At 55.8% G+C, this 22,734-nt stretch carries 20 protein-coding genes and 1 riboswitch; of the genes, 8 read left to right on the top strand and 12 right to left on the bottom strand.

Annotation, left to right across the window (positions count from 1 at the left end; genetic code table 11):
• The first annotated feature begins 25 nt into the window (after nt 1–25).
• Together rpoC and ROR01S_RS25005 are read left to right on the top strand one after the other, a co-directional pair.
• The gene (gene rpoC / locus ROR01S_RS25010; protein ID WP_015585387.1) at nt 26–4,249 is read left to right on the top strand and encodes a DNA-directed RNA polymerase subunit beta'; all 4,224 of its coding nucleotides are present in this window, start codon (nt 26–28) and stop codon (nt 4,247–4,249) included.
• Between the two features lie 412 nt (nt 4,250–4,661).
• Nucleotides 4,662–6,002 (top strand): anaerobic C4-dicarboxylate transporter, encoded by a 1,341-nt coding sequence (locus tag ROR01S_RS25005; protein ID WP_004118421.1) that lies wholly within the window; start codon nt 4,662–4,664, stop codon nt 6,000–6,002.
• A gap of 50 nt (nt 6,003–6,052) precedes the next feature.
• Here ROR01S_RS25005 and ROR01S_RS25000 read toward each other — a convergent pair whose 3' ends face one another.
• The 10 genes from ROR01S_RS25000 to ROR01S_RS24955 all read right to left on the bottom strand — a co-directional run bounded on the left by ROR01S_RS25000 (nt 6,053) and on the right by ROR01S_RS24955 (nt 14,796).
• Nucleotides 6,053–6,361 carry a PTS lactose/cellobiose transporter subunit IIA gene (locus ROR01S_RS25000; RefSeq protein WP_004118423.1) on the bottom strand — a complete coding sequence of 103 codons (309 nt, stop codon included), beginning with the start codon at nt 6,359–6,361 and terminating at the stop codon, nt 6,053–6,055.
• A 3-nt stretch (nt 6,362–6,364) separates the two neighbouring features.
• A complete protein-coding gene (locus tag ROR01S_RS24995) occupies nt 6,365–6,670 on the bottom strand; it encodes a PTS sugar transporter subunit IIB (RefSeq protein ID WP_004118425.1) in 306 nt (101 codons plus the stop codon).
• A 172-nt stretch (nt 6,671–6,842) separates the two neighbouring features.
• Nucleotides 6,843–8,375: a sensor domain-containing diguanylate cyclase gene (locus tag ROR01S_RS24990; RefSeq protein ID WP_064359968.1), complete on the bottom strand. Its 1,533-nt coding sequence runs from the start codon at nt 8,373–8,375 to the stop codon at nt 6,843–6,845.
• A 306-nt stretch (nt 8,376–8,681) separates the two neighbouring features.
• Nucleotides 8,682–9,815, bottom strand: a complete 1,134-nt coding sequence (thiH, locus tag ROR01S_RS24985) for a 2-iminoacetate synthase ThiH (protein ID WP_004118432.1) — start codon at nt 9,813–9,815, stop codon at nt 8,682–8,684.
• Complete coding sequence (gene thiG / locus ROR01S_RS24980) at nt 9,812–10,582, bottom strand: thiazole synthase (RefSeq protein WP_032718525.1); 771 nt, start codon at nt 10,580–10,582, stop codon at nt 9,812–9,814. The genes thiH and thiG overlap by 4 nt, the downstream gene beginning before the upstream one ends.
• Before the next feature lies 1 nt (nt 10,583).
• Nucleotides 10,584–10,856: a sulfur carrier protein ThiS gene (gene thiS / locus ROR01S_RS24975; protein WP_501161683.1), complete on the bottom strand. Its 273-nt coding sequence runs from the start codon at nt 10,854–10,856 to the stop codon at nt 10,584–10,586.
• Nucleotides 10,768–11,523, bottom strand: a complete 756-nt coding sequence (locus ROR01S_RS24970) for a HesA/MoeB/ThiF family protein (protein ID WP_064359967.1) — start codon at nt 11,521–11,523, stop codon at nt 10,768–10,770. The genes thiS and ROR01S_RS24970 overlap by 89 nt, the downstream gene beginning before the upstream one ends.
• Complete coding sequence (thiE, locus tag ROR01S_RS24965; RefSeq protein ID WP_064359966.1) at nt 11,516–12,151, bottom strand: thiamine phosphate synthase; 636 nt, start codon at nt 12,149–12,151, stop codon at nt 11,516–11,518. The genes ROR01S_RS24970 and thiE overlap by 8 nt, the downstream gene beginning before the upstream one ends.
• On the bottom strand, nt 12,151–14,046 hold the full coding sequence (gene thiC, locus ROR01S_RS24960) for a phosphomethylpyrimidine synthase ThiC (RefSeq protein WP_064359965.1): 1,896 nt from the start codon (nt 14,044–14,046) through the stop codon (nt 12,151–12,153). The genes thiE and thiC overlap by 1 nt, the downstream gene beginning before the upstream one ends.
• Nucleotides 14,047–14,131: 85 nt before the next feature.
• A riboswitch (TPP riboswitch) is annotated at nt 14,132–14,245 on the bottom strand.
• A gap of 53 nt (nt 14,246–14,298) precedes the next feature.
• Nucleotides 14,299–14,796: an Rsd/AlgQ family anti-sigma factor gene (locus ROR01S_RS24955; RefSeq protein WP_004118442.1), complete on the bottom strand. Its 498-nt coding sequence runs from the start codon at nt 14,794–14,796 to the stop codon at nt 14,299–14,301.
• A gap of 93 nt (nt 14,797–14,889) precedes the next feature.
• Between ROR01S_RS24955 and nudC the strand changes: the two genes are divergently transcribed.
• The 6 genes from nudC (at nt 14,890) to ROR01S_RS24925 (ending at nt 19,245) form a co-directional block, all read left to right on the top strand.
• A complete protein-coding gene (nudC, locus tag ROR01S_RS24950; RefSeq protein WP_004118443.1) occupies nt 14,890–15,663 on the top strand; it encodes an NAD(+) diphosphatase in 774 nt (257 codons plus the stop codon).
• A 39-nt stretch (nt 15,664–15,702) separates the two neighbouring features.
• Complete coding sequence (gene hemE, locus ROR01S_RS24945) at nt 15,703–16,767, top strand: uroporphyrinogen decarboxylase (RefSeq protein ID WP_004118444.1); 1,065 nt, start codon at nt 15,703–15,705, stop codon at nt 16,765–16,767.
• Nucleotides 16,768–16,776: 9 nt separating this feature from the next.
• Nucleotides 16,777–17,448 (top strand): deoxyribonuclease V, encoded by a 672-nt coding sequence (gene nfi, locus ROR01S_RS24940; protein WP_004118445.1) that lies wholly within the window; start codon nt 16,777–16,779, stop codon nt 17,446–17,448.
• A gap of 42 nt (nt 17,449–17,490) precedes the next feature.
• Complete coding sequence (locus ROR01S_RS24935; protein ID WP_004118446.1) at nt 17,491–18,081, top strand: YjaG family protein; 591 nt, start codon at nt 17,491–17,493, stop codon at nt 18,079–18,081.
• Between the two features lie 186 nt (nt 18,082–18,267).
• Nucleotides 18,268–18,540 carry a nucleoid-associated protein HU-alpha gene (hupA, locus tag ROR01S_RS24930; RefSeq protein ID WP_004097675.1) on the top strand — a complete coding sequence of 91 codons (273 nt, stop codon included), beginning with the start codon at nt 18,268–18,270 and terminating at the stop codon, nt 18,538–18,540.
• Between the two features lie 12 nt (nt 18,541–18,552).
• Nucleotides 18,553–19,245 carry a DUF1481 domain-containing protein gene (locus ROR01S_RS24925; protein WP_015585384.1) on the top strand — a complete coding sequence of 231 codons (693 nt, stop codon included), beginning with the start codon at nt 18,553–18,555 and terminating at the stop codon, nt 19,243–19,245.
• Nucleotides 19,246–19,434: 189 nt separating this feature from the next.
• Here the strand turns inward: ROR01S_RS24925 and purD are convergent, their stop codons facing one another.
• Entirely contained in the window at nt 19,435–20,724 is a 1,290-nt protein-coding gene (gene purD, locus ROR01S_RS24920; protein ID WP_015585383.1) for a phosphoribosylamine--glycine ligase, read from the bottom strand.
• A gap of 15 nt (nt 20,725–20,739) precedes the next feature.
• Nucleotides 20,740–22,329 carry a bifunctional phosphoribosylaminoimidazolecarboxamide formyltransferase/IMP cyclohydrolase gene (gene purH, locus ROR01S_RS24915; RefSeq protein ID WP_015585382.1) on the bottom strand — a complete coding sequence of 530 codons (1,590 nt, stop codon included), beginning with the start codon at nt 22,327–22,329 and terminating at the stop codon, nt 20,740–20,742.
• Between the last annotated feature and the right edge of the window lie 405 nt (nt 22,330–22,734).

The raw sequence follows: 22,734 nt of genomic DNA, 5'->3' as shown, positions 1-22,734 counted from the left end.
TGCTAACTCCGACGGGAGCAAATCCGTGAAAGACTTATTAAAGTTTCTGAAAGCGCAAACTAAAACCGAAGAGTTTGATGCGATCAAAATTGCTCTGGCATCGCCAGACATGATCCGTTCATGGTCTTTTGGTGAAGTTAAAAAGCCGGAAACCATTAACTACCGTACGTTCAAACCAGAGCGTGACGGCCTTTTCTGCGCCCGTATCTTTGGGCCGGTAAAAGATTACGAGTGCCTGTGCGGTAAGTACAAGCGCCTGAAACACCGTGGTGTTATCTGTGAGAAGTGCGGCGTTGAAGTGACCCAGACTAAAGTGCGTCGTGAGCGCATGGGCCACATCGAACTGGCCTCTCCGACCGCCCACATTTGGTTCCTGAAATCGCTGCCGTCCCGTATCGGCCTGCTGCTGGATATGCCGCTGCGCGATATCGAACGTGTTCTGTACTTCGAATCCTATGTGGTTATCGAAGGCGGAATGACCAACCTGGAACGTAATCAGATCCTGACTGAAGAGCAGTATCTGGATGCGCTGGAAGAGTTTGGTGACGAATTCGATGCGAAGATGGGTGCGGAAGCTATTCAGGCCCTGCTGAAAAGCATGGATCTGGAGCAAGAGTGCGAGCAGCTGCGTGAAGAGCTGAACGAAACTAACTCCGAAACCAAACGTAAAAAGCTGACCAAGCGTATCAAGCTGCTGGAAGCGTTCGTTCAGTCTGGCAACAAGCCGGAGTGGATGATCCTGACCGTTCTGCCGGTTCTGCCGCCAGATCTGCGCCCGCTGGTACCGCTGGATGGTGGTCGTTTCGCGACTTCTGACCTGAACGATCTGTATCGTCGCGTCATTAACCGTAACAACCGTCTGAAACGTCTGCTGGATCTGGCTGCGCCGGATATCATCGTACGCAACGAAAAACGTATGCTGCAGGAAGCGGTTGATGCCCTGCTGGATAACGGTCGTCGCGGTCGTGCGATCACCGGTTCTAACAAGCGTCCTCTGAAATCTTTGGCCGACATGATCAAAGGTAAACAGGGTCGTTTCCGTCAGAACCTGCTCGGTAAGCGTGTTGACTACTCCGGTCGTTCTGTTATCACCGTAGGTCCATACCTGCGTCTGCATCAGTGCGGTCTGCCGAAGAAAATGGCGCTGGAGCTGTTCAAACCGTTCATTTACGGCAAGCTGGAACTGCGTGGCCTGGCCACCACCATCAAAGCCGCGAAGAAAATGGTTGAGCGCGAAGAAGCGGTTGTCTGGGATATCCTGGACGAAGTTATCCGCGAACACCCGGTACTGCTGAACCGTGCACCAACCCTGCACCGTTTGGGTATCCAGGCATTTGAACCGGTACTGATCGAAGGTAAAGCTATCCAGCTGCACCCGCTGGTTTGTGCGGCCTATAACGCCGACTTCGATGGTGACCAGATGGCTGTTCACGTACCGCTGACGCTGGAAGCCCAGCTGGAAGCGCGTGCGCTGATGATGTCTACCAACAACATCCTGTCCCCGGCGAACGGCGAACCAATCATCGTTCCGTCTCAGGACGTTGTACTGGGTCTGTACTACATGACCCGTGACTGTGTTAACGCCAAAGGCGAAGGCATGGTGCTGACTGGCCCGAAAGAAGCGGAGCGTATTTATCGCGCCGGTCTGGCCTCTCTGCATGCGCGCGTTAAAGTGCGTATCACCGAATACGAAAAAGATGAAAACGGCCAGTTCGTTGCGAAAACCAGCCTGAAAGACACGACCGTTGGCCGTGCGATTCTGTGGATGATCGTGCCGAAAGGTCTGCCGTTCTCTATCGTGAACCAGGCGCTGGGTAAGAAAGCCATCTCTAAGATGCTGAATACCTGCTACCGTATTCTGGGCCTGAAACCGACCGTTATTTTTGCGGACCAGACGATGTACACCGGCTTTGCTTATGCAGCGCGTTCAGGTGCATCCGTTGGTATTGATGACATGGTCATCCCGGAGAAAAAACACGAGATCATCTCTGAGGCGGAAGCCGAAGTTGCTGAGATCCAGGAACAGTTCCAGTCCGGTCTGGTTACCGCGGGCGAACGCTATAACAAAGTTATCGATATCTGGGCTGCGGCGAACGATCGTGTATCCAAAGCGATGATGGATAACCTGCAAACCGAAACCGTGATTAACCGTGACGGCGTCGAAGAGCAGCAGGTTTCCTTCAACAGCATCTACATGATGGCCGACTCCGGTGCGCGTGGTTCTGCGGCACAGATTCGTCAGCTGGCGGGTATGCGTGGTCTGATGGCGAAGCCGGATGGCTCCATCATCGAAACGCCAATCACCGCGAACTTCCGTGAAGGTCTGAACGTACTCCAGTACTTCATCTCTACTCACGGTGCGCGTAAAGGTCTGGCGGATACCGCACTGAAAACAGCGAACTCCGGTTACCTGACCCGTCGTCTGGTTGACGTTGCCCAGGATCTGGTTGTTACTGAAGATGACTGTGGCACCCTGGAAGGCATCACCATGACCCCGGTTATCGAGGGTGGCGATGTTAAAGAGCCGCTGCGCGATCGCGTACTGGGTCGTGTGACCGCTGAAGACGTTCTGAAGCCGGGTACCGCGGACATTCTGGTTCCACGCAACACGCTGCTGCACGAGCACTGGTGTGACCTGCTGGAAGAGAACTCCGTTGACTCCGTCAAAGTGCGTTCCGTTGTATCCTGTGACACCGACTTTGGTGTATGTGCGCACTGCTACGGTCGTGACCTGGCGCGTGGCCACATCATCAACAAAGGTGAAGCAATCGGCGTTATCGCGGCACAGTCCATCGGTGAGCCGGGTACACAGCTGACGATGCGTACGTTCCACATCGGTGGTGCGGCATCTCGTGCGGCTGCTGAATCCAGCATTCAGGTGAAAAACAAGGGTAGCATCAAGCTGTCTAACGCCAAGTCGGTTGTGAACTCCGCTGGCAAGCTGGTTGTGACCTCGCGTAACACCGAACTGAAGCTGATCGACGAATTCGGTCGTACTAAAGAAAGCTATAAAGTGCCTTACGGCGCCGTTATGGCGAAAGGCGATGGCGAGCAGGTTGCCGGCGGTGAAACCGTGGCAAACTGGGATCCGCACACCATGCCGGTTATCTCTGAAGTTAGTGGTTTCATCCGCTTTACTGACATGATTGACGGCCAGACCATTACCCGTCAGACCGACGAATTAACCGGTCTGTCATCCCTGGTTGTTCTGGATTCTGCAGAACGTACCGCGGGTGGTAAAGATCTGCGTCCAGCGCTGAAAATTGTTGATGCACAGGGCAACGACGTTCTGATCCCAGGTACCGATATGCCTGCTCAGTACTTCCTGCCGGGCAAAGCGATTGTCCAGCTGGAAGATGGCGTACAGATCAGTGCGGGTGACGCTCTGGCGCGTATTCCTCAGGAATCCAGCGGTACCAAGGACATCACCGGTGGTCTGCCGCGCGTTGCGGACCTGTTCGAAGCACGTCGTCCGAAAGAGCCGGCGATCCTGGCGGAAATCAGCGGTATCATTTCCTTCGGTAAAGAAACCAAAGGCAAACGTCGTCTGGTTATCACTCCGTTAGACGGCAGCGATCCGTACGAAGAGATGATTCCGAAATGGCGTCAGCTGAACGTGTTCGAAGGTGAACGTGTAGAACGTGGTGATGTGGTTTCCGACGGTCCGGAAGCACCGCACGACATTCTGCGTCTTCGTGGCGTACACGCGGTAACGCGTTATATCACCAACGAAGTACAGGACGTTTACCGTCTGCAAGGCGTTAAGATTAACGATAAGCACATCGAAGTTATCGTTCGTCAGATGCTGCGCAAAGCGACCATCGAAAGCGCAGGTAGCTCCGACTTCCTGGAAGGCGAACAGGTTGAATACTCCCGCGTCAAGATTGCTAACCGCGATCTGGAAGCGAACGGCAAAGTGGCGGCGACTTACTCCCGCGACCTGCTGGGTATCACCAAAGCGTCTCTGGCAACCGAGTCGTTCATCTCTGCCGCATCGTTCCAGGAGACCACGCGTGTCCTGACCGAAGCAGCCGTTGCGGGCAAACGCGACGAACTGCGCGGCCTGAAAGAGAACGTTATCGTCGGTCGTCTGATCCCGGCGGGTACCGGCTATGCGTACCACCAGGATCGTATGCGCCGCCGCGCCGCGGGCGAACAGCCTGCAGCACCTCAGGTGAGCGTGGAAGAAGCTTCTGCTAACCTGGCAGAACTGCTGAACGCAGGTCTGGGCGGTTCCGACAACGATTAATCGTTGACGCTACGCTTAAAAAGCCAGTCAGGTCTCCTGACTGGCTTTTTTATTATCCCGACATCTGCCACGATAATATCCGCTTCCGTCCCCTCATAATGAATTACATTCCATTAATATTTCCCCCTCAATTAAGCAGCAAACAATTCATATAAAAGTTGGCTGGCTGTTTTTTCTTAATACCCACACTTATTGATGGGTAAAAATTCTACACGTATCAAAAAATCAGCAAATCAAAGGCGATATAGTCAAAAAGTCCAATTAATCATGTGATTACTTTTTCTTTTATCTTCGGGTTCATAAAGCCGAGGAGGGCGGTTTATACCCGTAAAACGCGATGCGGGAGATGGCTAAATAATACGGCAGCAGAAGATAAGTCTTTTGATTTTCATAGCCAGGGGCTGGGGGATGCATGGAATTCGCAATACAACTCATCATTATCTTAATTTGTCTCTTTTATGGTGCCAGAAAGGGCGGTATCGCACTGGGTCTTTTAGGCGGTATCGGGCTGGTTATTTTGGTCTTTGTCTTTCATCTTCAGCCGGGTAAGCCACCGGTTGATGTGATGCTGGTGATTATTGCGGTTGTTGCCGCTTCGGCGACGCTTCAGGCTTCCGGCGGGTTAGATGTGATGCTGCAGATCGCTGAGAAACTTCTGCGGCGCAATCCAAAATATGTCTCCATTGTGGCTCCTTTCGTCACCTGTACGCTGACCATTCTTTGCGGCACCGGCCACGTGGTTTATACGATTTTGCCGATTATTTATGACGTCGCTATCAAGAACAATATTCGTCCCGAGCGCCCGATGGCGGCCAGCTCCATTGGCGCACAGATGGGGATTATCGCCAGTCCGGTGTCCGTAGCGGTGGTGTCATTGGTGGCGATGCTGGGCAACTTTACCTTCAACGGTAAGCATCTCGAATTTCTCGATCTGCTGGCTATTACCATTCCCTCTACGTTGCTGGGGATTCTGGCAATCGGTATTTTTAGCTGGTTTCGCGGTAAAGACTTAGATAAAGACGACGCGTTTCAGGCTTTCATCTCAACGCCGGAAAACCGTCATTATGTTTATGGCGATACGGCAACGCTGCTGGATCGAAAACTGCCGACCAGTAACTGGGTCGCCATGTGGATCTTCCTGGCGTCGATTGCCGTGGTTGCCGTTCTGGGGGCCTTCTCCGAACTGCGTCCGGCATTCAACGGCAAGCCGCTGTCGATGGTACTGGTGATTCAGATGTTCATGCTGCTCTCCGGCGCACTCATCATCATCATCACCAAAACTAACCCGGCGTCGATTTCTAAGAATGAGGTTTTCCGCTCGGGGATGATCGCCATTGTGGCGGTGTACGGTATTGCCTGGATGGCGGAAACGATGTTCGGCGCGCACATGACGGAGATTAAAGGCGTGCTCGGCGAAATGGTGAAGGAGTATCCGTGGGCCTATGCCATCGTACTGCTGCTGGTCTCCAAGTTTGTCAATTCCCAGGCCGCAGCGCTGGCGGCGATTGTCCCGGTGGCGCTGGCGATTGGCGTCGATCCGGCCTACATTGTCGCCTCCGCGCCAGCCTGCTATGGCTATTATATTCTGCCAACCTACCCGAGCGACCTGGCGGCGATTCAGTTCGATCGCTCAGGGACGACGCATATCGGCCGCTTTGTGATTAACCATAGCTTTATTCTGCCGGGGCTCATTGGCGTCAGCGTTTCGTGCGTGTTTGGCTGGGTCTTCGCCGCGCTTTACGGCTTCTTGTAATAAAAAAAGCAGGTGCCTGGCGGGCACCTGCTATTCACTGCGTTTATTGACTACGCGGTGCGACGATACAGTTCAATCATATCGGTTGCCAGATCCTGTATCACCATGGCATTCATCAGATGATCCTGGGAGTGAACGGTAATCAGGTTCACCGGCAGCTTACCTGTGCCTTCATCGAGACCGATGAGCTGGGTCTGGATTTTATGCGCATGCTTCACAAACTCATGTGATTCTGCCATTGCCTGCTCAGAAGCCGCAAAATCACCTTTGCGGGCCAGCTGCAGAGCCGTTAATGCCGAACTGCGGGCAGAACCCGCATTCACCAACAGCTCCATAATGATCGTTTCTAAATCTTCCATGACTTACTCCATCAACTTCAGGGCTTTATCGAGAACAGCATCGCCTTTCATCATGCCGTAATCCATCATATCGATAACGGCGACTTTTTTACCAAACGGGTCGGCCAGCGCCTGGAGCTTAGCTTGCTCGTACTTCACCTGAGGACCGAGCAGGATAATATCGGCAGTAGCAAGATTATCTTTAAACTCGGCAACCGGTACGGCTTTGATGGAGACTTCCACACCTTTCTGTTGTGCCGCGGCCTGCATGCGTTGAACCAGCATGCTGGTGGACATTCCAGCGGCGCAGCATAAAACGATATTCTTCATAGTTGATGGCCCTTATGTTCCCTTGATGCATCATCTTTATCGCGGGCCGACAGACACGACAACCGCTTTGCCGTGATTGTGTGTAAGGCATCACAAAATAATGAAACCGGTTTCGGTTTTAGGGTTGAAAACAGTAAAATCCGGGCTGACGGGCCTGCAGATGCAGGTGGTTTTAAGCGCGGACGATACGGTTTTTGCCCTGCTGCTTGGCTTTATAAAGCGCTTCATCAACGCTCACCACTAGCTGCTCCAGAGGCTCCATATTCCATTCGCCCAGGCCCGCGCTGAAGGTTACCATCAGTCCTTCTTCACGCCAGGTGCGTTGGGCAATGTTGAGTCGCCAGCTTTCCAGTATCGCCGGCGCATTGGCAATATGCTCGCCGGTGAAAATCACGGCAAACTCTTCGCCGCCATAGCGGTAGAGTGAAATATTCTGAGGTTGCAGGATTTGCAGTCCTTCACGTGCGACGTTGCGTAAAACAATATCGCCGTTGAGGTGACCCCAGGTGTCGTTAATCGATTTGAAGTTATCGATATCGACCAGGGCCAGCGCGAAAGGTTGATGATCGTTCATTAGCGCGGCGGTATCGCTGTCGAAGGCGCGGCGGTTTTTACAGCCGGTGAGCGCATCGATGGTAGCCTGGCGGACATAGATCAGTTCGCGCTGTTTATTACTTTCGATGGCTTTACTCAGCATCGCTTCCAGCCGCGGAGCACGGTTAACGTCGCCGGTTTTAATCGCGTTGATGATATTCATCAGCACCGTGTGGGATGCGTGGCGCAGATAGAGGCCAAAGAGAATAATCACAATGGCGGCCAGGGCAAACCCCCAAAGCACGATATCGGTTTCATACCGGGTTAAATCGATCAGCGTGGTGTTATCCACGCGGTAGATGACAAACCAGTCTGGATTGGTGAACGAATAATAGTAATACCAGATGCCCTTTTTCTCGTCATACAGCTGACCCTCGGCGCTGGTCATTTTGTCCATGAGATCGTCGCGGACATAGGGTTTAAAAAGCGCGCCGGTATCCGGATGGAGTACGACTTTCCCGTCGCGCTGCACGACGAAAAACTCGCCCTGAACAGGTGCGACCATCTGGCGTAAAGCGTATCCCATTGAGGTCAGATCCAGATGAAATGCGAGGCTGCCTTTGAGCCGGCCTTCCGGTGAGATGACCGGTTTATAGAGCGTAATGGTCGGATGCTGTGTAAAGAAATCCAGATAGGGACTGGTATAGTGGCTGAACGTGCTGGCCTCCGCCTGTTTGATAAACCACGGTCTGGACTTCGGATCGAAGGCGCGGCTGTTATCATTTTCCAGCACTTCAGGCGCCCGGAGGTAATGGCCCTGGGTATCCGCCAGCGAAATAGAAGAGACGGTTGGCATCAGCTCCTGCAGCTGCATTAATTCCTGCAACCCACTTTGCGGATCGATATTAATGGCCTGATTTAACTTATCGTTGTTCGCAAAGAACTTGGTTGCCCTGGCGAGGATATAATCATTTCCACGCAGCAGCGATTCCGTATAGTTCACGGCCAGGTTATGGGTGAAATTGCGATTAACGTGGTGATAGTCCTCGAGAAAGTTCTGTCTCTGCGTCGTGGTGACGAATACGGCGATCAGCAAAAAGCTGAGTAAAATCCCGGCAAAGCCAATAAGAATTGGCATAGTAAAAGAGAGCTTTCTACTGTGACGAGCCATGTGTTTTAAATCGTTCCAGAAGGTTTTTTCCATGGGAAGAAGCGCAGGATTAGTCGCAATGCCTGGCAAGCGAATCAGATGTTGCCTGGTTAATTATAACTGTGGCCAGCGGGAGGATGGGATTTATCTTCGATCGTGAGAGCTATGAATGCGATGAAGCAGGGCGAAAATGAGGAAGAGAAGTTTCGCCCTGGTCAGCATCCGCTGCTGACCAGGGCAGAATAGAGAAACGGAAATATGACCACAATCTCCCGTTTCTCTCATTACGATCGTCCACGAAGAACGTTTACGACGTTACATTCCTCATCATGATGAGCGGGAAGCGCGTCCCAGCCAGCTATCCCAGTCTTTCCATACCGGCTGCAGTCCGCTGGCTACCAGCGCGCTGGCAACCTCTTCCGGGCGACGGTCATCGTGAGGCGCGAACTGCTCCAGCTCCGGATGGTTATCGGCATACCCGCCGGGCTGCGTTTTCGAAAATGCACTGACGTTGTTGATGGCCAGCGGGATCACCCGATCGCGGAACCAGGGGGATTCACGGGTGGAGAGCGAGAGCTCCACTTCCGGGGCCAGCAGGCGGAAGGCGCAAATGGTTTGCACCAGCTGCCGTTCATCCATTAATGAGGCGGGCTCGATGCCCCCGGCGCAAGGGCGTAATCGCGGAAAGGAGATGGAGTAGCGGCTGCGCCAGTAGCGTTGCTGGAGCCACAGCAGATGTTCCGCCACCATAAAGCAATCCACGCGCCAGCTGTCGGAGAGGCCAATTAATGCGCCAAGGCCAATCTTATCAATTCCCGCCTCTCCAAGCCTGTCCGGCGTATCCAGTCGCCAGAAAAAATCCTGCTTTTTGCCTTTCAGATGATGTTTCGCATACATACTTTCATGATAGGTCTCCTGATAGACCATCACGCCGTCCAGCCCGAGGGTTTTCAGCTCGGCATACTCCGCCATCGCCAGCGGCTGGACCTCCATATGCAGCGAGGCGAACTGGCGGCGAATCGCGGGCAGATGCTGGCGAAAATAGTCCATGCCGACTTTGCTTTGATGTTCGCCGGTCACCAGCAGCAGATGCTCAAAGCCCATTTCGCGGATCGCCGCGCATTCACGGGCAATTTCCGCCTCATCCAGAGTCTTGCGCTTGATACGGTTACTCATTGAGAAACCGCAGTAGGTACAATCGTTGGCGCACAGATTAGAGAGATACAGCGGGACATAAAAGCTGACGGTATTACCAAAACGCTGGCGAGTCAGGCGCTGCGCACGCTGCGCCAGCGGCTCCAGATAACCCGCGGCGGCAGGAGAGAGCAGGGCCATCATATCGTCGCGGCTGAGCTGTTTTGCCGCCAGGGCGCGTTCAACGTCGGCGGGGGTTTTACTGTTGATACGCAGGCGAATATCGTCCCAGTCCAGCTGCCGCCAGCGGTCAGTGAAGGTATTCATACCAGCGCCTCCAGAAAGCCGGTCAGTGGGCTGGTGGCCTGCGCCTGCGCGCTGCGCGCCCCCGGGCCAGCCTGTCGCGCCAGCAATCCGGCATCAATCGCCAGGCGGAAAGCCCGGGCCATGGTGACCGGGTCGTCGGCGACGGCGATGGCGGTATTCACCAGTACCGCGTCGGCACCCATTTCCAGCGCCTGCGCTGCATGGCTCGGCACGCCAATACCGGCATCAACCACCACAGGTACCGTGGCCTGCTCGATAATAATTTCCAGCATCGCTCTGGTTTCCAGCCCCTGGTTGGAACCGATCGGCGCGCCGAGTGGCATCACCGCCGCGCAGCCCGCCTCTTCCAGACGCTTGCACAGTACCGGATCGGCGCCGCAGTAGGGCAGCACCACAAAGCCTTCCCGTACCAGAATTTCTGCCGCTTTCAGCGTTTCAATCGGATCGGGGAGCAGCCAGCGCGCATCCGGATGGATTTCCAGCTTCAGCCAGTGGGTACCCAACGCTTCCCGCGCCAGACGGGCGGCAAATACGGCTTCTTCTGCCGTTTTGGCCCCGGAGGTATTGGGCAGCAGGCTCACGCCAGCCGCCAGTAGCGGTGCGAGGATAGCGTCATTATGCTGACGTAAATCGACGCGTTTCATTGCCAGCGTCACCAGCTGACTGCCGGAGGCGCGAATGGCCTCCACCATCACGTCGGGAGCGGCGAATTTACCGGTACCGGTGAAAAGATGTGATTCAAATGTTTTATCCGCAATACGTAACATGTCAGCCCCCGGCGATAACCTGAAAAAGCAGGATTTGGTCGCCTTCCTGCAGAAGATGGTGTTCCCACCGCTCGCGCGGCAGGATGTGTTGATTGAGCGCCAGCGCGACGCCCGGCTGATGCTGTTCCAGCTGAGTGAGCAGGGCGGCGACGGATGTCGCTTCGGCGCACTGCAACGGTTCATCGTTAAACCACACCTGCATGCTGCCCTCCACATACTGGACAACCCTGAGCCCGCTGTAATGCAAGTGCGCGCCAGCTGCTGGTACGGGCATCGAACAACCGCAAAGTATTACGCGGCGTTGCCATGCCGCTGAGTAGCTTGATAGCCTCCAGCGCCTGGAGGGTACCCATCATGCCGACTACCGGGCCGATAATGCCCGCCGTACGACAGTTGCGTTCGGGCTCGTTAGCATCTGGCCACAGGCAGCGATAGCAGCCCTGTTCCCACGGCGGCGTCAGTACCATCAGCTGGCCTCCCAGCCCGACGGCGCTGGCGGTAATCAACGGTGTTGCAAGGGCGACGCAGGCGGCATTGATCGCCTGGCGGGTCACCATATTATCGGTGCAATCCAGTACCACATCGGCCTTCGCCACTTCATCCAGCAGGGCCTTTCCGCCTAACCGCTGCTTCAGCGCAATCAGTTCAATTTGCGGGTTGAGACGAGCGAGCCTTGCTCTGGCGGCCGTGGTTTTGGGTTGCGCGATATCATCGCTGGTGAACAGAATTTGCCGCTGTAGGTTGCTGACGTGCACGTCGTCGTCATCGGCCAGCACCAGCGTGCCGACACCGGCCCCGGCCAGGTACAGCGCAGCAGGCGAGCCCAGCCCGCCGAGACCGACGATCAGCACCCGGCTGGCGAGCAGCTTCTGCTGACCTTCGATGGCAATATCTTCCAGCATCAGCTGGCGGCTGTAGCGCATAAAATCGCTATCATTCATCGCCTGCTCCCGCTATTTCCAGCAGCCGGGCGGTGGCCTGCCGCCAGTCCGCCGCCTGGGTAATCGCGCTGACCACGGCAATGCTGCCAACGCCGGCGTCCAGCACCGCCGGAGCGCGTTCGAGGCTGATGCCGCCGATCGCCACCGTCGGATAATCTTCCAGACGCTGGATATGGCGGGCAAGCTGTTCCAGCCCCTGAGGGGCGGAAGGCATCTGTTTGGTTTGCGTAGGAAAAACGTGGCCCAGGGCGATATAGGAGGGGCGTGCGGCCAGCGCAACGTCGATCTCCATATCGTCATGGGTCGAGACCCCAAGACGCAGGCCGGCGTTGCGGATCGCGCTCAGGTCCGTCGTTTCCAGGTCCTCCTGGCCCAGATGCACGCCGTAGGCCTGATGCTTAATGGCCAGCTGCCAGTAGTCGTTGATAAACAGCCGGGCATGATATTGACGACCGAGCGCGATAGCGGCGATGACATCGTCCTCAACGTCAGCCTCGCGCCGATCCTTAATTCGCAGCTGGATGGTGCGCACGCCCGCTTTCAGCAGGCGTTCAATCCACGCCACGCTATCCACGACCGGGTAGAGTCCTAAACGAAAAGGGACCGGGGGAAAATCGGGTTGATACATCAGGCTTGCTCCTTACGTAAATAGATTTCGCCGCCGCGAGCGCGGAAGTCCTGCGACATATCGGCCATTCCGCTTTCGATGTTCTGGAGGGCGGCATAGTCGCGTACTTCCTGGCTGATTTTCATTGAACAGAATTTGGGTCCGCACATGGAGCAGAAGTGGGCGACTTTTCCCGACTCCTGCGGCAGGGTTTCATCGTGCCAGGCGCGGGCGGTGAACGGGTCGAGGGCGAGATTGAACTGGTCCTCCCAGCGGAATTCGAAACGCGCTTTTGACATGGCGTTATCGCGGATCTGCGCCCCGGGATGGCCTTTGGCAAGGTCGGCGGCGTGGGCGGCGATTTTGTAGGTAATCAGCCCCTGCTTAACGTCCTCTTTGTTCGGCAGCCCGAGGTGCTCTTTCGGCGTCACGTAGCAGAGCATCGCGCAGCCAAACCAGCCGATCATCGCAGCGCCAATGCCGGAAGTGAAGTGATCGTAGCCCGGGGCGATATCGGTGGTTAACGGCCCGAGGGTATAGAACGGCGCTTCGTGACAGTGCTCCAGCTCTTCGGTCATGTTGCGGCGGATCATCTGCATCGGCACGTGGCCCGGGCCTTCAATCATCACCTGCACGTCGTACTCCCAGGCGATTTTCGTCAGCTCGCCTAAGGTTCGCAGCTCGGCAAACTGCGCTTCATCGTTGGCGTCCTGGATCGAGCCCGGACGCAGACCGTCGCCGAGCGATAGCGAGACGTCATAGGCGGCGCAGATTTCACAAATTTCGCGAAAGTGCTGATAGAGGAAGTTTTCCTGATGGTGCGACAGGCACCATTTCGCCATGATCGAACCGCCGCGGGAGACAATGCCGGTGAGGCGTCTGGCGGTCATCGGAACGTAGCGCAGCAGGACGCCGGCATGGATGGTGAAGTAGTCAACGCCTTGCTCCGCCTGCTCCAGCAGGGTGTCGCGAAATGCTTCCCAGCTTAGGTCCTCGGCAATGCCGTTTACCTTTTCCAGCGCCTGATAGATCGGCACCGTACCGATAGGCACCGGACTGTTACGCAGGATCCACTCGCGGGTTTCGTGGATATAGCGGCCGGTGGAGAGATCCATCACCGTATCCGCGCCCCAGCGGGTTGACCACACCAGCTTTTCTACCTCTTCCTCAATGGAGGAGGTGACGGCGGAGTTGCCGATATTGGCGTTAACTTTGACCAGAAAATTACGGCCGATAATCATCGGCTCCGACTCTGGATGGTTGATATTGGCCGGAATAATGGCGCGCCCGGCGGCCACTTCGTCACGGACAAACTCCGGCGTGATGTTGTCCGGCAGATGGGCGCCAAACCCTTCCCCCGGGTGCTGGTGGCGCAGCACTTCGCTACGAATGCGCTCGCGGCCCATATTTTCGCGGATGGCGATAAACTCCATCTCAGGCGTGACGAGGCCCCGGCGGGCGTAGTGGAGCTGAGTCACGCGGCGGCCTGCGGCGGCCCGCTTTGGCGTCAGTAGGCGGCTGAAGCGCAGCTCGTCGAGGCCGTCATCAGCCAGGCGTTGCTGGGTGTAAGCGGAGCTGCGATGGCTCAGCGGTTCGCTATCGTTACGCGCGTCAATCCACGGCTGGCGCAGCTTTGCCAGACCCTGGTGGACATCGATCGCGATATCGGGGTCGCCGTAGGGACCGGAGGTGTCGTACACCGGGATCGCTTCGTTATCTTCATAGCGCGGATTTTCTTTGCCGCCGCCGATAAGCGTGGGGCTAAGCTGGATTTCCCGCATCGGGACGCGAATATCATCCTGCGAACCCTGAATGTAGATACGCTGCGAGTTGGGGAAGACCGAACCTTCAAGAGTGTCGATAAAACGCTGGGCGCGTTCGCGCTGCTGTCGACGGGTTAGTTTTTCTGTAGACATAGCTCATTCCAGACGAAAAGGAGATGGCTTGTCAGACGACGGATGGAGTAACAGATGCGTTTGGTCCTGGAGGGACGGCCGCTCTTTGCAGTTTACTCTTGTTCCCTTCGCAGGTATTAGCCTGATCAGGTTCCGCGGATCCCGAATTAACGGTCTCAGCCTTTTCCAGTGTGGAAAATAGGCACTCCGACAAGATAACGCTCCCTCCGCAGAGGGAGAATGTCTGTAAATTACTCGTTAACGGTTCACAACTCAAGCAGTCGGCGCGATATTGTCGCTGACGTTGTCCCGCAGGTTGTACGAAATGGCGAGGGCGATCAGCTTATCTTCCAGCGCAAAGCGGGCTTCCAGCGCTTCGCCGATATCAGACAACGCCTGCTGGAACTCAAGATAATTATCATGATCGATAGCATTTTCGAGGCAGGAGTCGTAGTAATCCATAATTTGCTGGGTATTGGCTTCCAGCTGCGGATAGAGTCTGGTGGCCGCCAAAAGTGGCGTATCACCTTCCATTTCGCCAAGAATACGTTCATAAATACTAAAATGGCCGGAGGAGAGGTAATCCACCAGGCTTTGGCAAAAGCTATCCAGCGCCTTTTCGTTAAGCCGCATAAAGGATTCTTTTCCTGGTTTCAGGCCAACCAGCTTGTAGTAAGCGACGAGCAAATGCTTACGTACATGCAGCCAGCGATCGACCAGTTCATTACTGCCTCCAACACGTTCCGTTAGGTTTTCCAGCTGGTTTAACATGGTTGACTCCGCAAGATTAAGAAAATAACGTTGCTCACCAAAATGTAAATATAATGTTAAAAGTGCCAGTAAAACGAAGGTAGTGCAATAGATATGGATCGTATTATTGAAAAATTAGATCGCGGCTGGTGGATCGTCAGTCACGAACAAAAATTATGGTTACCCGACGGGGAATTACCACATGGCGAAGCGGTAAATTTCAATCTTGTCGGCCAGCACGCACTGCATATTGGCGAATGGCAAGGCGACGCGGTGTGGATGGTGCGCCAGGATCGTCGGCATGATATGGGATCGTTGCGTCAGTTATTGGATCAGGATCCGGGGCTGTTTCAACTGGCGGGACGCGGGATCCAGCTGGCCGAATTTTACCGCTCGCATAAATTCTGCGGCTACTGCGGGCATCCTATGCATCCCAGCAAAACCGAATGGGCGATGCTATGCAGCCACTGCCGCGAACGTTATTACCCGCAAATTGCGCCCTGCATGATCGTGGCGATTCGCCGGGACGATTCTATCTTGCTGGCACAGCATACCCGCCATCGCAATGGCGTACATACGGTGCTGGCCGGGTTTGTCGAAGTGGGAGAGACGCTGGAGCAGGCGGTTGCCCGCGAGGTGATGGAAGAGTGCGGTCTGAAGGTGAAAAATCTGCGCTACGTGACCTCCCAGCCATGGCCGTTCCCGCAGTCGCTGATGACCGCATTTATGGCGGAATATGACAGCGGCGAGATTGTGATCGACAAGAAGGAGCTGCTGCAGGCTGGCTGGTATCGCTATGATGATTTACCGCTGTTGCCGCCGCCGGGTACCGTAGCGCGCCGCCTGATAGAAGACACCGTGGCAATGTGTCGGGCCGACGAGGAATGACGTGATACAATAACGGCCTGACGCTTAAGGAACTGCAAAATGACCGAACTGAAGAACGATCGTTATCTGCGTGCGCTGCTGCGCCAACCCGTTGATGTGACCCCGGTGTGGATGATGCGCCAGGCGGGCCGCTATTTACCGGAGTACAAAGCCACTCGTGCCCAGGCGGGCGACTTTATGTCGCTGTGTAAAAACGCCGAGCTGGCCTGCGAAGTCACATTGCAGCCGCTGCGCCGCTATGCGCTGGATGCGGCGATCCTCTTCTCGGACATTTTGACCATCCCTGACGCAATGGGGCTGGGGCTCTATTTCGAAACCGGCGAAGGCCCACGTTTCACCTCGACGATTACCTGCAAAGCCGATGTCGACAAACTGCCGGTGCCCGATCCGGAAGATGAGCTCGGTTACGTGATGAACGCCGTGCGGACGATTCGCCGCGAACTAAAAGGCGAGGTTCCGCTGATTGGTTTCTCCGGTAGCCCGTGGACGCTGGCGACCTATATGGTTGAAGGGGGCAGTAGCAAGGCCTTCACTGTGATCAAGAAAATGATGTATGCCGACCCGCAGGCGCTGCATGCGCTGCTCGAAAAGCTGGCCAAAAGCGTCACGCTGTACCTGAACGCGCAAATCAAAGCGGGCGCCCAGTCGGTGATGATTTTTGATACCTGGGGTGGCGTGCTGACCGGCCGCGATTATCAGCAGTTCTCGCTCTATTACATGCACAAAATCGTTGATGGCCTGCTGCGTGAAAACGAAGGCCGCCGCGTACCGGTGACCTTATTCACCAAAGGCGGTGGACAGTGGCTGGAAGCGATGGCCGAAACCGGCTGTGATGCGCTGGGTCTCGACTGGACCACCGATATCGCCGATGCGCGCCGCCGCGTCGGTCACAAAGTGGCGCTGCAGGGCAATATGGACCCTTCCATGCTCTATGCGCCTGCGGGCCGTATTGAAGAAGAAGTCGCGACCATACTGGCCGGCTTTGGTCAGGGAGAGGGCCATGTCTTTAACCTCGGTCATGGCATCCATCAGGATGTGAATCCTGAACACGCCGGCGTATTTGTGGAAGCGGTGCACCGGCTGTCGGCGCAATACCATCGCTAAGGAGCGAATATGGATCTGGCGTCGCTACGTGAACGGCAGCAGGAGCTGGCCGCGTCGGTCATTCGTGAGGATCGACTGGATCGGGATCCTCCCCGGCTGATCGGCGGTGCGGACGTTGGCTTCGAGCAAGAAGGTGAAGTGACGCGGGCGGCTATTGTGCTGCTCGCTTATCCATCTCTGGAACTGGTTGAGTATCAGGTGGCGCGCGTTGCCACCACCATGCCGTATATCCCCGGTTTTCTCTCCTTTCGTGAAACGCCCGCGCTGCTGGCGGCATGGCAGCAGCTCGCACAAAAACCAGACCTGCTCTTTGTCGATGGCCACGGGATTTCTCATCCCCGGCGCCTGGGCGTCGCCAGCCATTTTGGCCTGCTGGTGGATGTTCCGACCATTGGCGTGGCAAAAAAGCGCCTGTGCGGTCAGTTTATGCTGCCCGGCGATGAGCCGGGAGCGCTGGCGCCGCTGATGGATAAAAACGAGCAGCTGGCGTGGGTCTGGCGCAGCAAAGCGCGTTGCAACCCGCTGTTTGTCAGCACCGGTCACCGGGTGGCTCTCGATAGTGCGTTGACATGGGTTCAGCGCTGCATCAAGGGCTACCGCCTGCCGGAGCCTACGCGCTGGGCCGATGCGGTTGCTTCGCGGCGTCCGGCATTTGTGCGTTGGCAAGCAAATCACCGCTGATTCAGGTACACTGCGGCTAATTTCTGACTTCGAGAATTCATCATGTTACAAAACCCGATTCATCTGCGCCTGGAGAAGCTGGAAAGCTGGCAGCACGTCACCTTTATGGCCTGTTTGTGCGAGCGCATGTACCCCAATTACGCGATGTTCTGCCAGCAAACCGGATTTGCCGACGGCCAGCTGTATCGTCGTATCCTCGATCTGATTTGGGAAACTCTGACCGTCAAAGATGCGAAGGTGAATTTCGATAGCCAGCTGGAAAAACTGGAAGAGGCGATTCCGGTGGCCGACGACTATGATCTGTACGGCGTGTACCCGGCTATCGATGCCTGCGTTGCTCTGAGTGAACTGATTCATTCGCGTCTGAGCGGAGAAACGCTTGAGCACGCCATTGAGGTGAGCAAGAGTTCGATTACGACCGTCGCGATGCTGGAAATGACCCAGGCAGGTCGTGAAATGACCGATGAAGAGCTCAAAGAGAACCCGGCGGTTGAGCAAGAATGGGATATTCAGTGGGAAATTTTCCGCCTGCTGGCCGACTGTGAAGAACGCGATATTGAACTGATCAAAGGGCTGCGTGCAGACCTTCGTGAAGCCGGTGAGAGCAATATCGGTATAAATTTTCAGCAGTGAGACCAGAAAACGTGATTTACCGCCTGAATTGTAGCGTCTGAAGGCTTCCATTCCGCCCCCCGTCTGGTCTACATTTGGAGGGCGAAAAAAAGTGGCTATCGGTGCGTGTATGCAGGAGAGTGCTTTTCAGGCATTTCCGTCGCACTCGGTGCTTAGCAAGCGATAAACACATTGTAAGGATAACTTATGAACAAGACTCAACTGATTGATGTAATTGCGGACAAAGCTGACCTGTCCAAAGCACAGGCAAAAGCTGCCCTGGAATCTACCCTGGCTGCAATTACTGAGTCTCTGAAAGAAGGTGATGCTGTTCAACTGGTTGGTTTCGGTACCTTCAAAGTGAACCACCGCGCTGAGCGTACTGGCCGCAACCCGCAGACCGGTAACGAAATCAAAATTGCCGCTGCTAACGTGCCGGCGTTTGTTTCTGGTAAAGCACTGAAAGACGCAGTTAAGTAAGACCGCGTGGCAGTGTACAGTTTTAACGAAGGGGCCTTAAAGCCCCTTTTGTCTATCTGGCGTCGCGCATTGATGCTGGCAGGCGTCGTGCTGATCTCTGCCTGTAGCCATGATTCTTCTGTCCCACCTTTTACCGCCAGCGGGTATGCGGACAACCAGGGCGCGATGCGTATCTGGCGTCTGGACTCCAACGGCGAAGTGCATCTGCTTGCCGCCTTCAGCCCGTGGCGTCACGGCAACACTTCAACCAGCGAATACCGCTGGCAGGGCGACCGGCTCACGCTTATCGAACTCAACGTCTACGGCAAACCGACGGAACACATTCGCGCCCGTTTTGATGATCAGGGCGAACTGAGCTTTATGCAGCGCGAAGTGGACGGACAAAAACAGCAGCTTTCCAGCGATCAGGTGGCGCTTTACCGCTACCGGGCAACGCAGATTCGCCGGACCAGCGACGCATTGCGACAAGGGCGCGTTGTTCTGCGTCAGGGGCGCTGGCATGCCAACCAGACGGTGACGACCTGTGAAGGGCAAACCGTGAAGCCGGATCTGGATGCGCGGGCCTTAGCCCATATTGAACGCCGCCAGAATCACTCCTCCGTTGAGGTGAGCGTGGCGTGGCTGGAAGCCTCAGACGGCGCTCAGCTTTTGCTGGTGGCCAACGAAGACTTCTGTACCTGGCAGCCGCAGGAAAAAACCTTCTGACCTCCTGTCAGAGACGCTTTGCGCTATCGGCGCGGTTACCATTCCCTCTGTCCTCCTCCACCATACGCTTCTCTGAGGCGGGTAGCCGAACATCCTCCGTGACAGGTTGGCGGGCTGACGATAAAAAACGGGCGACTCCAGAATGAAGCCGCCCGTCAATGAGGCCTGTTATGAGGTTACGCTCAGACGCTAGCGTTGCTCGCGGGCAATAGCGCGCCAGCCGATATCGCTACGGCTGAAGCTTCCTTCCCAATGAATACCGGTCAGGAGTTCGTAGGCACGCTGCTGCGCCTGGGCTACGGTGTCGCCCAATGCCGTCACGCACAGTACGCGGCCGCCGTTAGTCACCACGCGCTGGTCGTCGGCAAGCTTCGTCCCGGCATGGAAGACCTTGCCATCCACCGCTTCTTCCTGCGGCAGGCCGAAGATTTCGTCACCGGTGGCGTAGTTGCCCGGATAGCCGCCTGCGGCAACCACCACGCCAAGCGAGGCGCGATCGTCCCACTCGGAGGTTTTCTCATCCAGCTTACCGTCACAGGCGGCGAGGCACAGCTCCACCATATCGGATTTCATACGCAGCATAATGGGCTGCGTTTCCGGATCGCCGAAACGGCAGTTGAACTCGATGACTTTTGGATTGCCCTGTTTGTCGATCATCAGACCGGCGTACAGGAAACCGGTATAGGTATTGCCTTCCGCCGCCATGCCTTTGACCGTTGGCCAAATGATGCGATCCATCGTGCGCTGATGCACCTCATCCGTGACCACCGGGGCGGGTGAGTAGGCGCCCATACCGCCGGTATTCGGACCGGTATCGCCATTGCCTACGCGTTTGTGGTCCTGGCTGGTGGCCATCGGCAGGACGTGCTCGCCGTCGACCATGACGATAAAGCTGGCTTCTTCACCATCGAGGAACTCTTCGATCACGATCCGATGACCCGCGTCGCCAAATGCGTTGCCGGCCAGCATATCCTGAACCGCCTCTTCCGCTTCTTGTAGCGTCATCGCGACAATCACGCCTTTACCGGCCGCCAGACCGTCCGCCTTGATAACAATCGGGGCGCCTTTTTCGCGCAGATAGGCCAGTGCCGGTTCGACTTCGGTGAAGTTCTGATATTCCGCGGTCGGAATGTTATGCCGCGCGAGGAAATCTTTGGTAAAGGCTTTTGAGCCTTCCAGCTGGGCGGCGCCTTCGGTCGGGCCGAAGATTTTCAGGCCCGCAGCGCGGAACGCATCGACAATGCCAATCACCAGCGGCGCTTCCGGGCCGACGATGGTCAGATCGATCTTTTCGCGCTGTGCAAAGTCCAGCAGCGCCGGAATATCGGTCACGCCGATATTCACGTTTTGCAGCGCAGGCTCCAGGGCGGTGCCGGCGTTACCCGGCGCCACGTAGACGGTGTCGACCAGCGGAGACTGTGCCGCCTTCCATCCCAGCGCGTGCTCGCGGCCGCCGTTGCCAATCACTAATACTTTCATGTTCTGCTCCGTGAATTAATGGCGGAAGTGACGCATGTCGGTGAAGATCATCGCAATGCCGTGTTCGTCAGCTGCGGCAATGACTTCATCATCACGGATAGAGCCGCCAGGCTGGATAACACAGGTAATGCCCACTGCAGCAGCAGCGTCGATACCGTCACGGAACGGGAAGAAGGCGTCAGAAGCCATTGCCGAGCCTTTCACTTCCAGACCTTCATCGCCCGCTTTGATACCGGCAATTTTCGCCGAGTAAACGCGGCTCATCTGGCCTGCACCTATCCCGATGGTCATGTTCTCTTTTGCATAGACAATCGCGTTGGATTTCACGAACTTCGCCACTTTCCAGCAGAACAGCGCGTCGCGCAGTTCCTGCTCGGTAGGCTGGCGTTTCGTCACGACGCGCAGATCGCTCTCGGTGACCATGCCCAGGTCGCGATCCTGAACCAGCAGGCCGCCGTTAACGCGTTTGAAATCGAGACCCGGGACGCGTGCCGCCCACTCGCCGCAGGTCAGAACGCGGACGTTCTGCTTGGCCGCCGTCACCTTCAGGGCCTCTTCGCTGGCGGATGGGGCAATGATCACTTCAACAAACTGGCGAGAAATGATGGCCTGCGCGGTTTCCGCATCCAGTTCACGGTTGAAGGCGATAATGCCGCCGAATGCGGAGGTCGGGTCGGTTTTGTAGGCGCGATCGTAAGCATCCAGAATTGAAGTGCTGACTGCGACGCCGCACGGGTTGGCGTGTTTGACAATCACGCAGGCCGGTTCGCTGAACTCTTTCACGCACTCCAGCGCCGCATCGGTATCGGCGATGTTGTTATAAGAAAGGGCTTTGCCTTGAACCTGAGTGGCGGTCGCAACCGACGCCTCTTTAATGTCTTCTTCTATATAGAAGGCGGCCTGCTGATGGCTGTTCTCGCCGTAGCGCATATCCTGCTTCTTAATGAAGTTCAGGTTCAGCGTACGCGGGAAGCGGCCGGAGGCTTCCTGAGTCTCACCATGATAGGCCGGAACCATGCTGCCGAAGTAGTTGGCAATCATGCTGTCGTAGGCAGCGGTGTGCTCGAAAGCTTTAATGGCGAGATCGAAGCGGGTTTCCAGAGTCAGGGAACCGTCGTTAGCATCCATCTCTTTAATAATGGCGTGGTAGTCATGGCTCTTCACGACGATAGCCACGTCTTTATGGTTCTTGGCCGCGGAGCGCACCATGGTCGGGCCGCCGATATCGATATTTTCTACCGCATCTTCCAGCGAACACCCTTCGCGGGCGACGGTCTGGGCAAACGGATAAAGGTTAACAACAACCATATCGATAGGAGAGATCGCGTGCTGGGCCATGATCTCATCATCCTGGCCGCGACGGCCGAGAATACCGCCGTGTACTTTTGGATGCAGGGTCTTAACGCGTCCATCCATCATTTCCGGGAAACCGGTGTAGTCAGAGACTTCGGTTACCGGCAGACCTTTCTCAGCCAGCAGGCGTGCGGTACCACCCGTAGACAGTAGCTCAACACCACGAGCGGAAAGAGCCTGCGCGAATTCGACGATACCGGCCTTGTCAGAAACACTGAGCAGAGCGCGGCGGACTGGACGACGTTGTTGCATGGTATTAAATCCCCAGGATTTGAACATTACAGAGAGCGTTAGGTGAGTTTTTGTCGAAAAACTCACCTAACGCACCCAACCGGGCATCCTTGTCATAGCGCGGCATTGTAACGAAAACGTTTGCGCAACGCTCGCGAATTTTTATCTTTCTCTTTTTTGCCGCTCTCTTCTCTATATAGAAGGGGCTTTTGACGGACTTTATCAGCTAAGAAGGGGCGCAATCTGTGGATAATTCTGTGTGTAACAGGGTATAAAGCGGGGTTTTGCTGGGGAATGCAGCAGTCAGTCATTTTTCTGCAATTTTTCTATTGCGGGCGCTCGAGAACTCCCTATAATGCGCCTCCATCGACACGGAACAACGGCAAACAAGCCGCCGGGTTGAAAGAGAAAACTTCTGAAAAACGA

This window comes from Klebsiella ornithinolytica NBRC 105727 = ATCC 31898, assembly GCF_001598295.1.
In the GTDB taxonomy this organism is placed as follows: domain Bacteria; phylum Pseudomonadota; class Gammaproteobacteria; order Enterobacterales; family Enterobacteriaceae; genus Klebsiella; species Klebsiella ornithinolytica.
The sequence above is the reverse complement of the archived record's forward strand: the minus strand, read 5'-3'. Positions and strand labels throughout refer to the sequence as shown.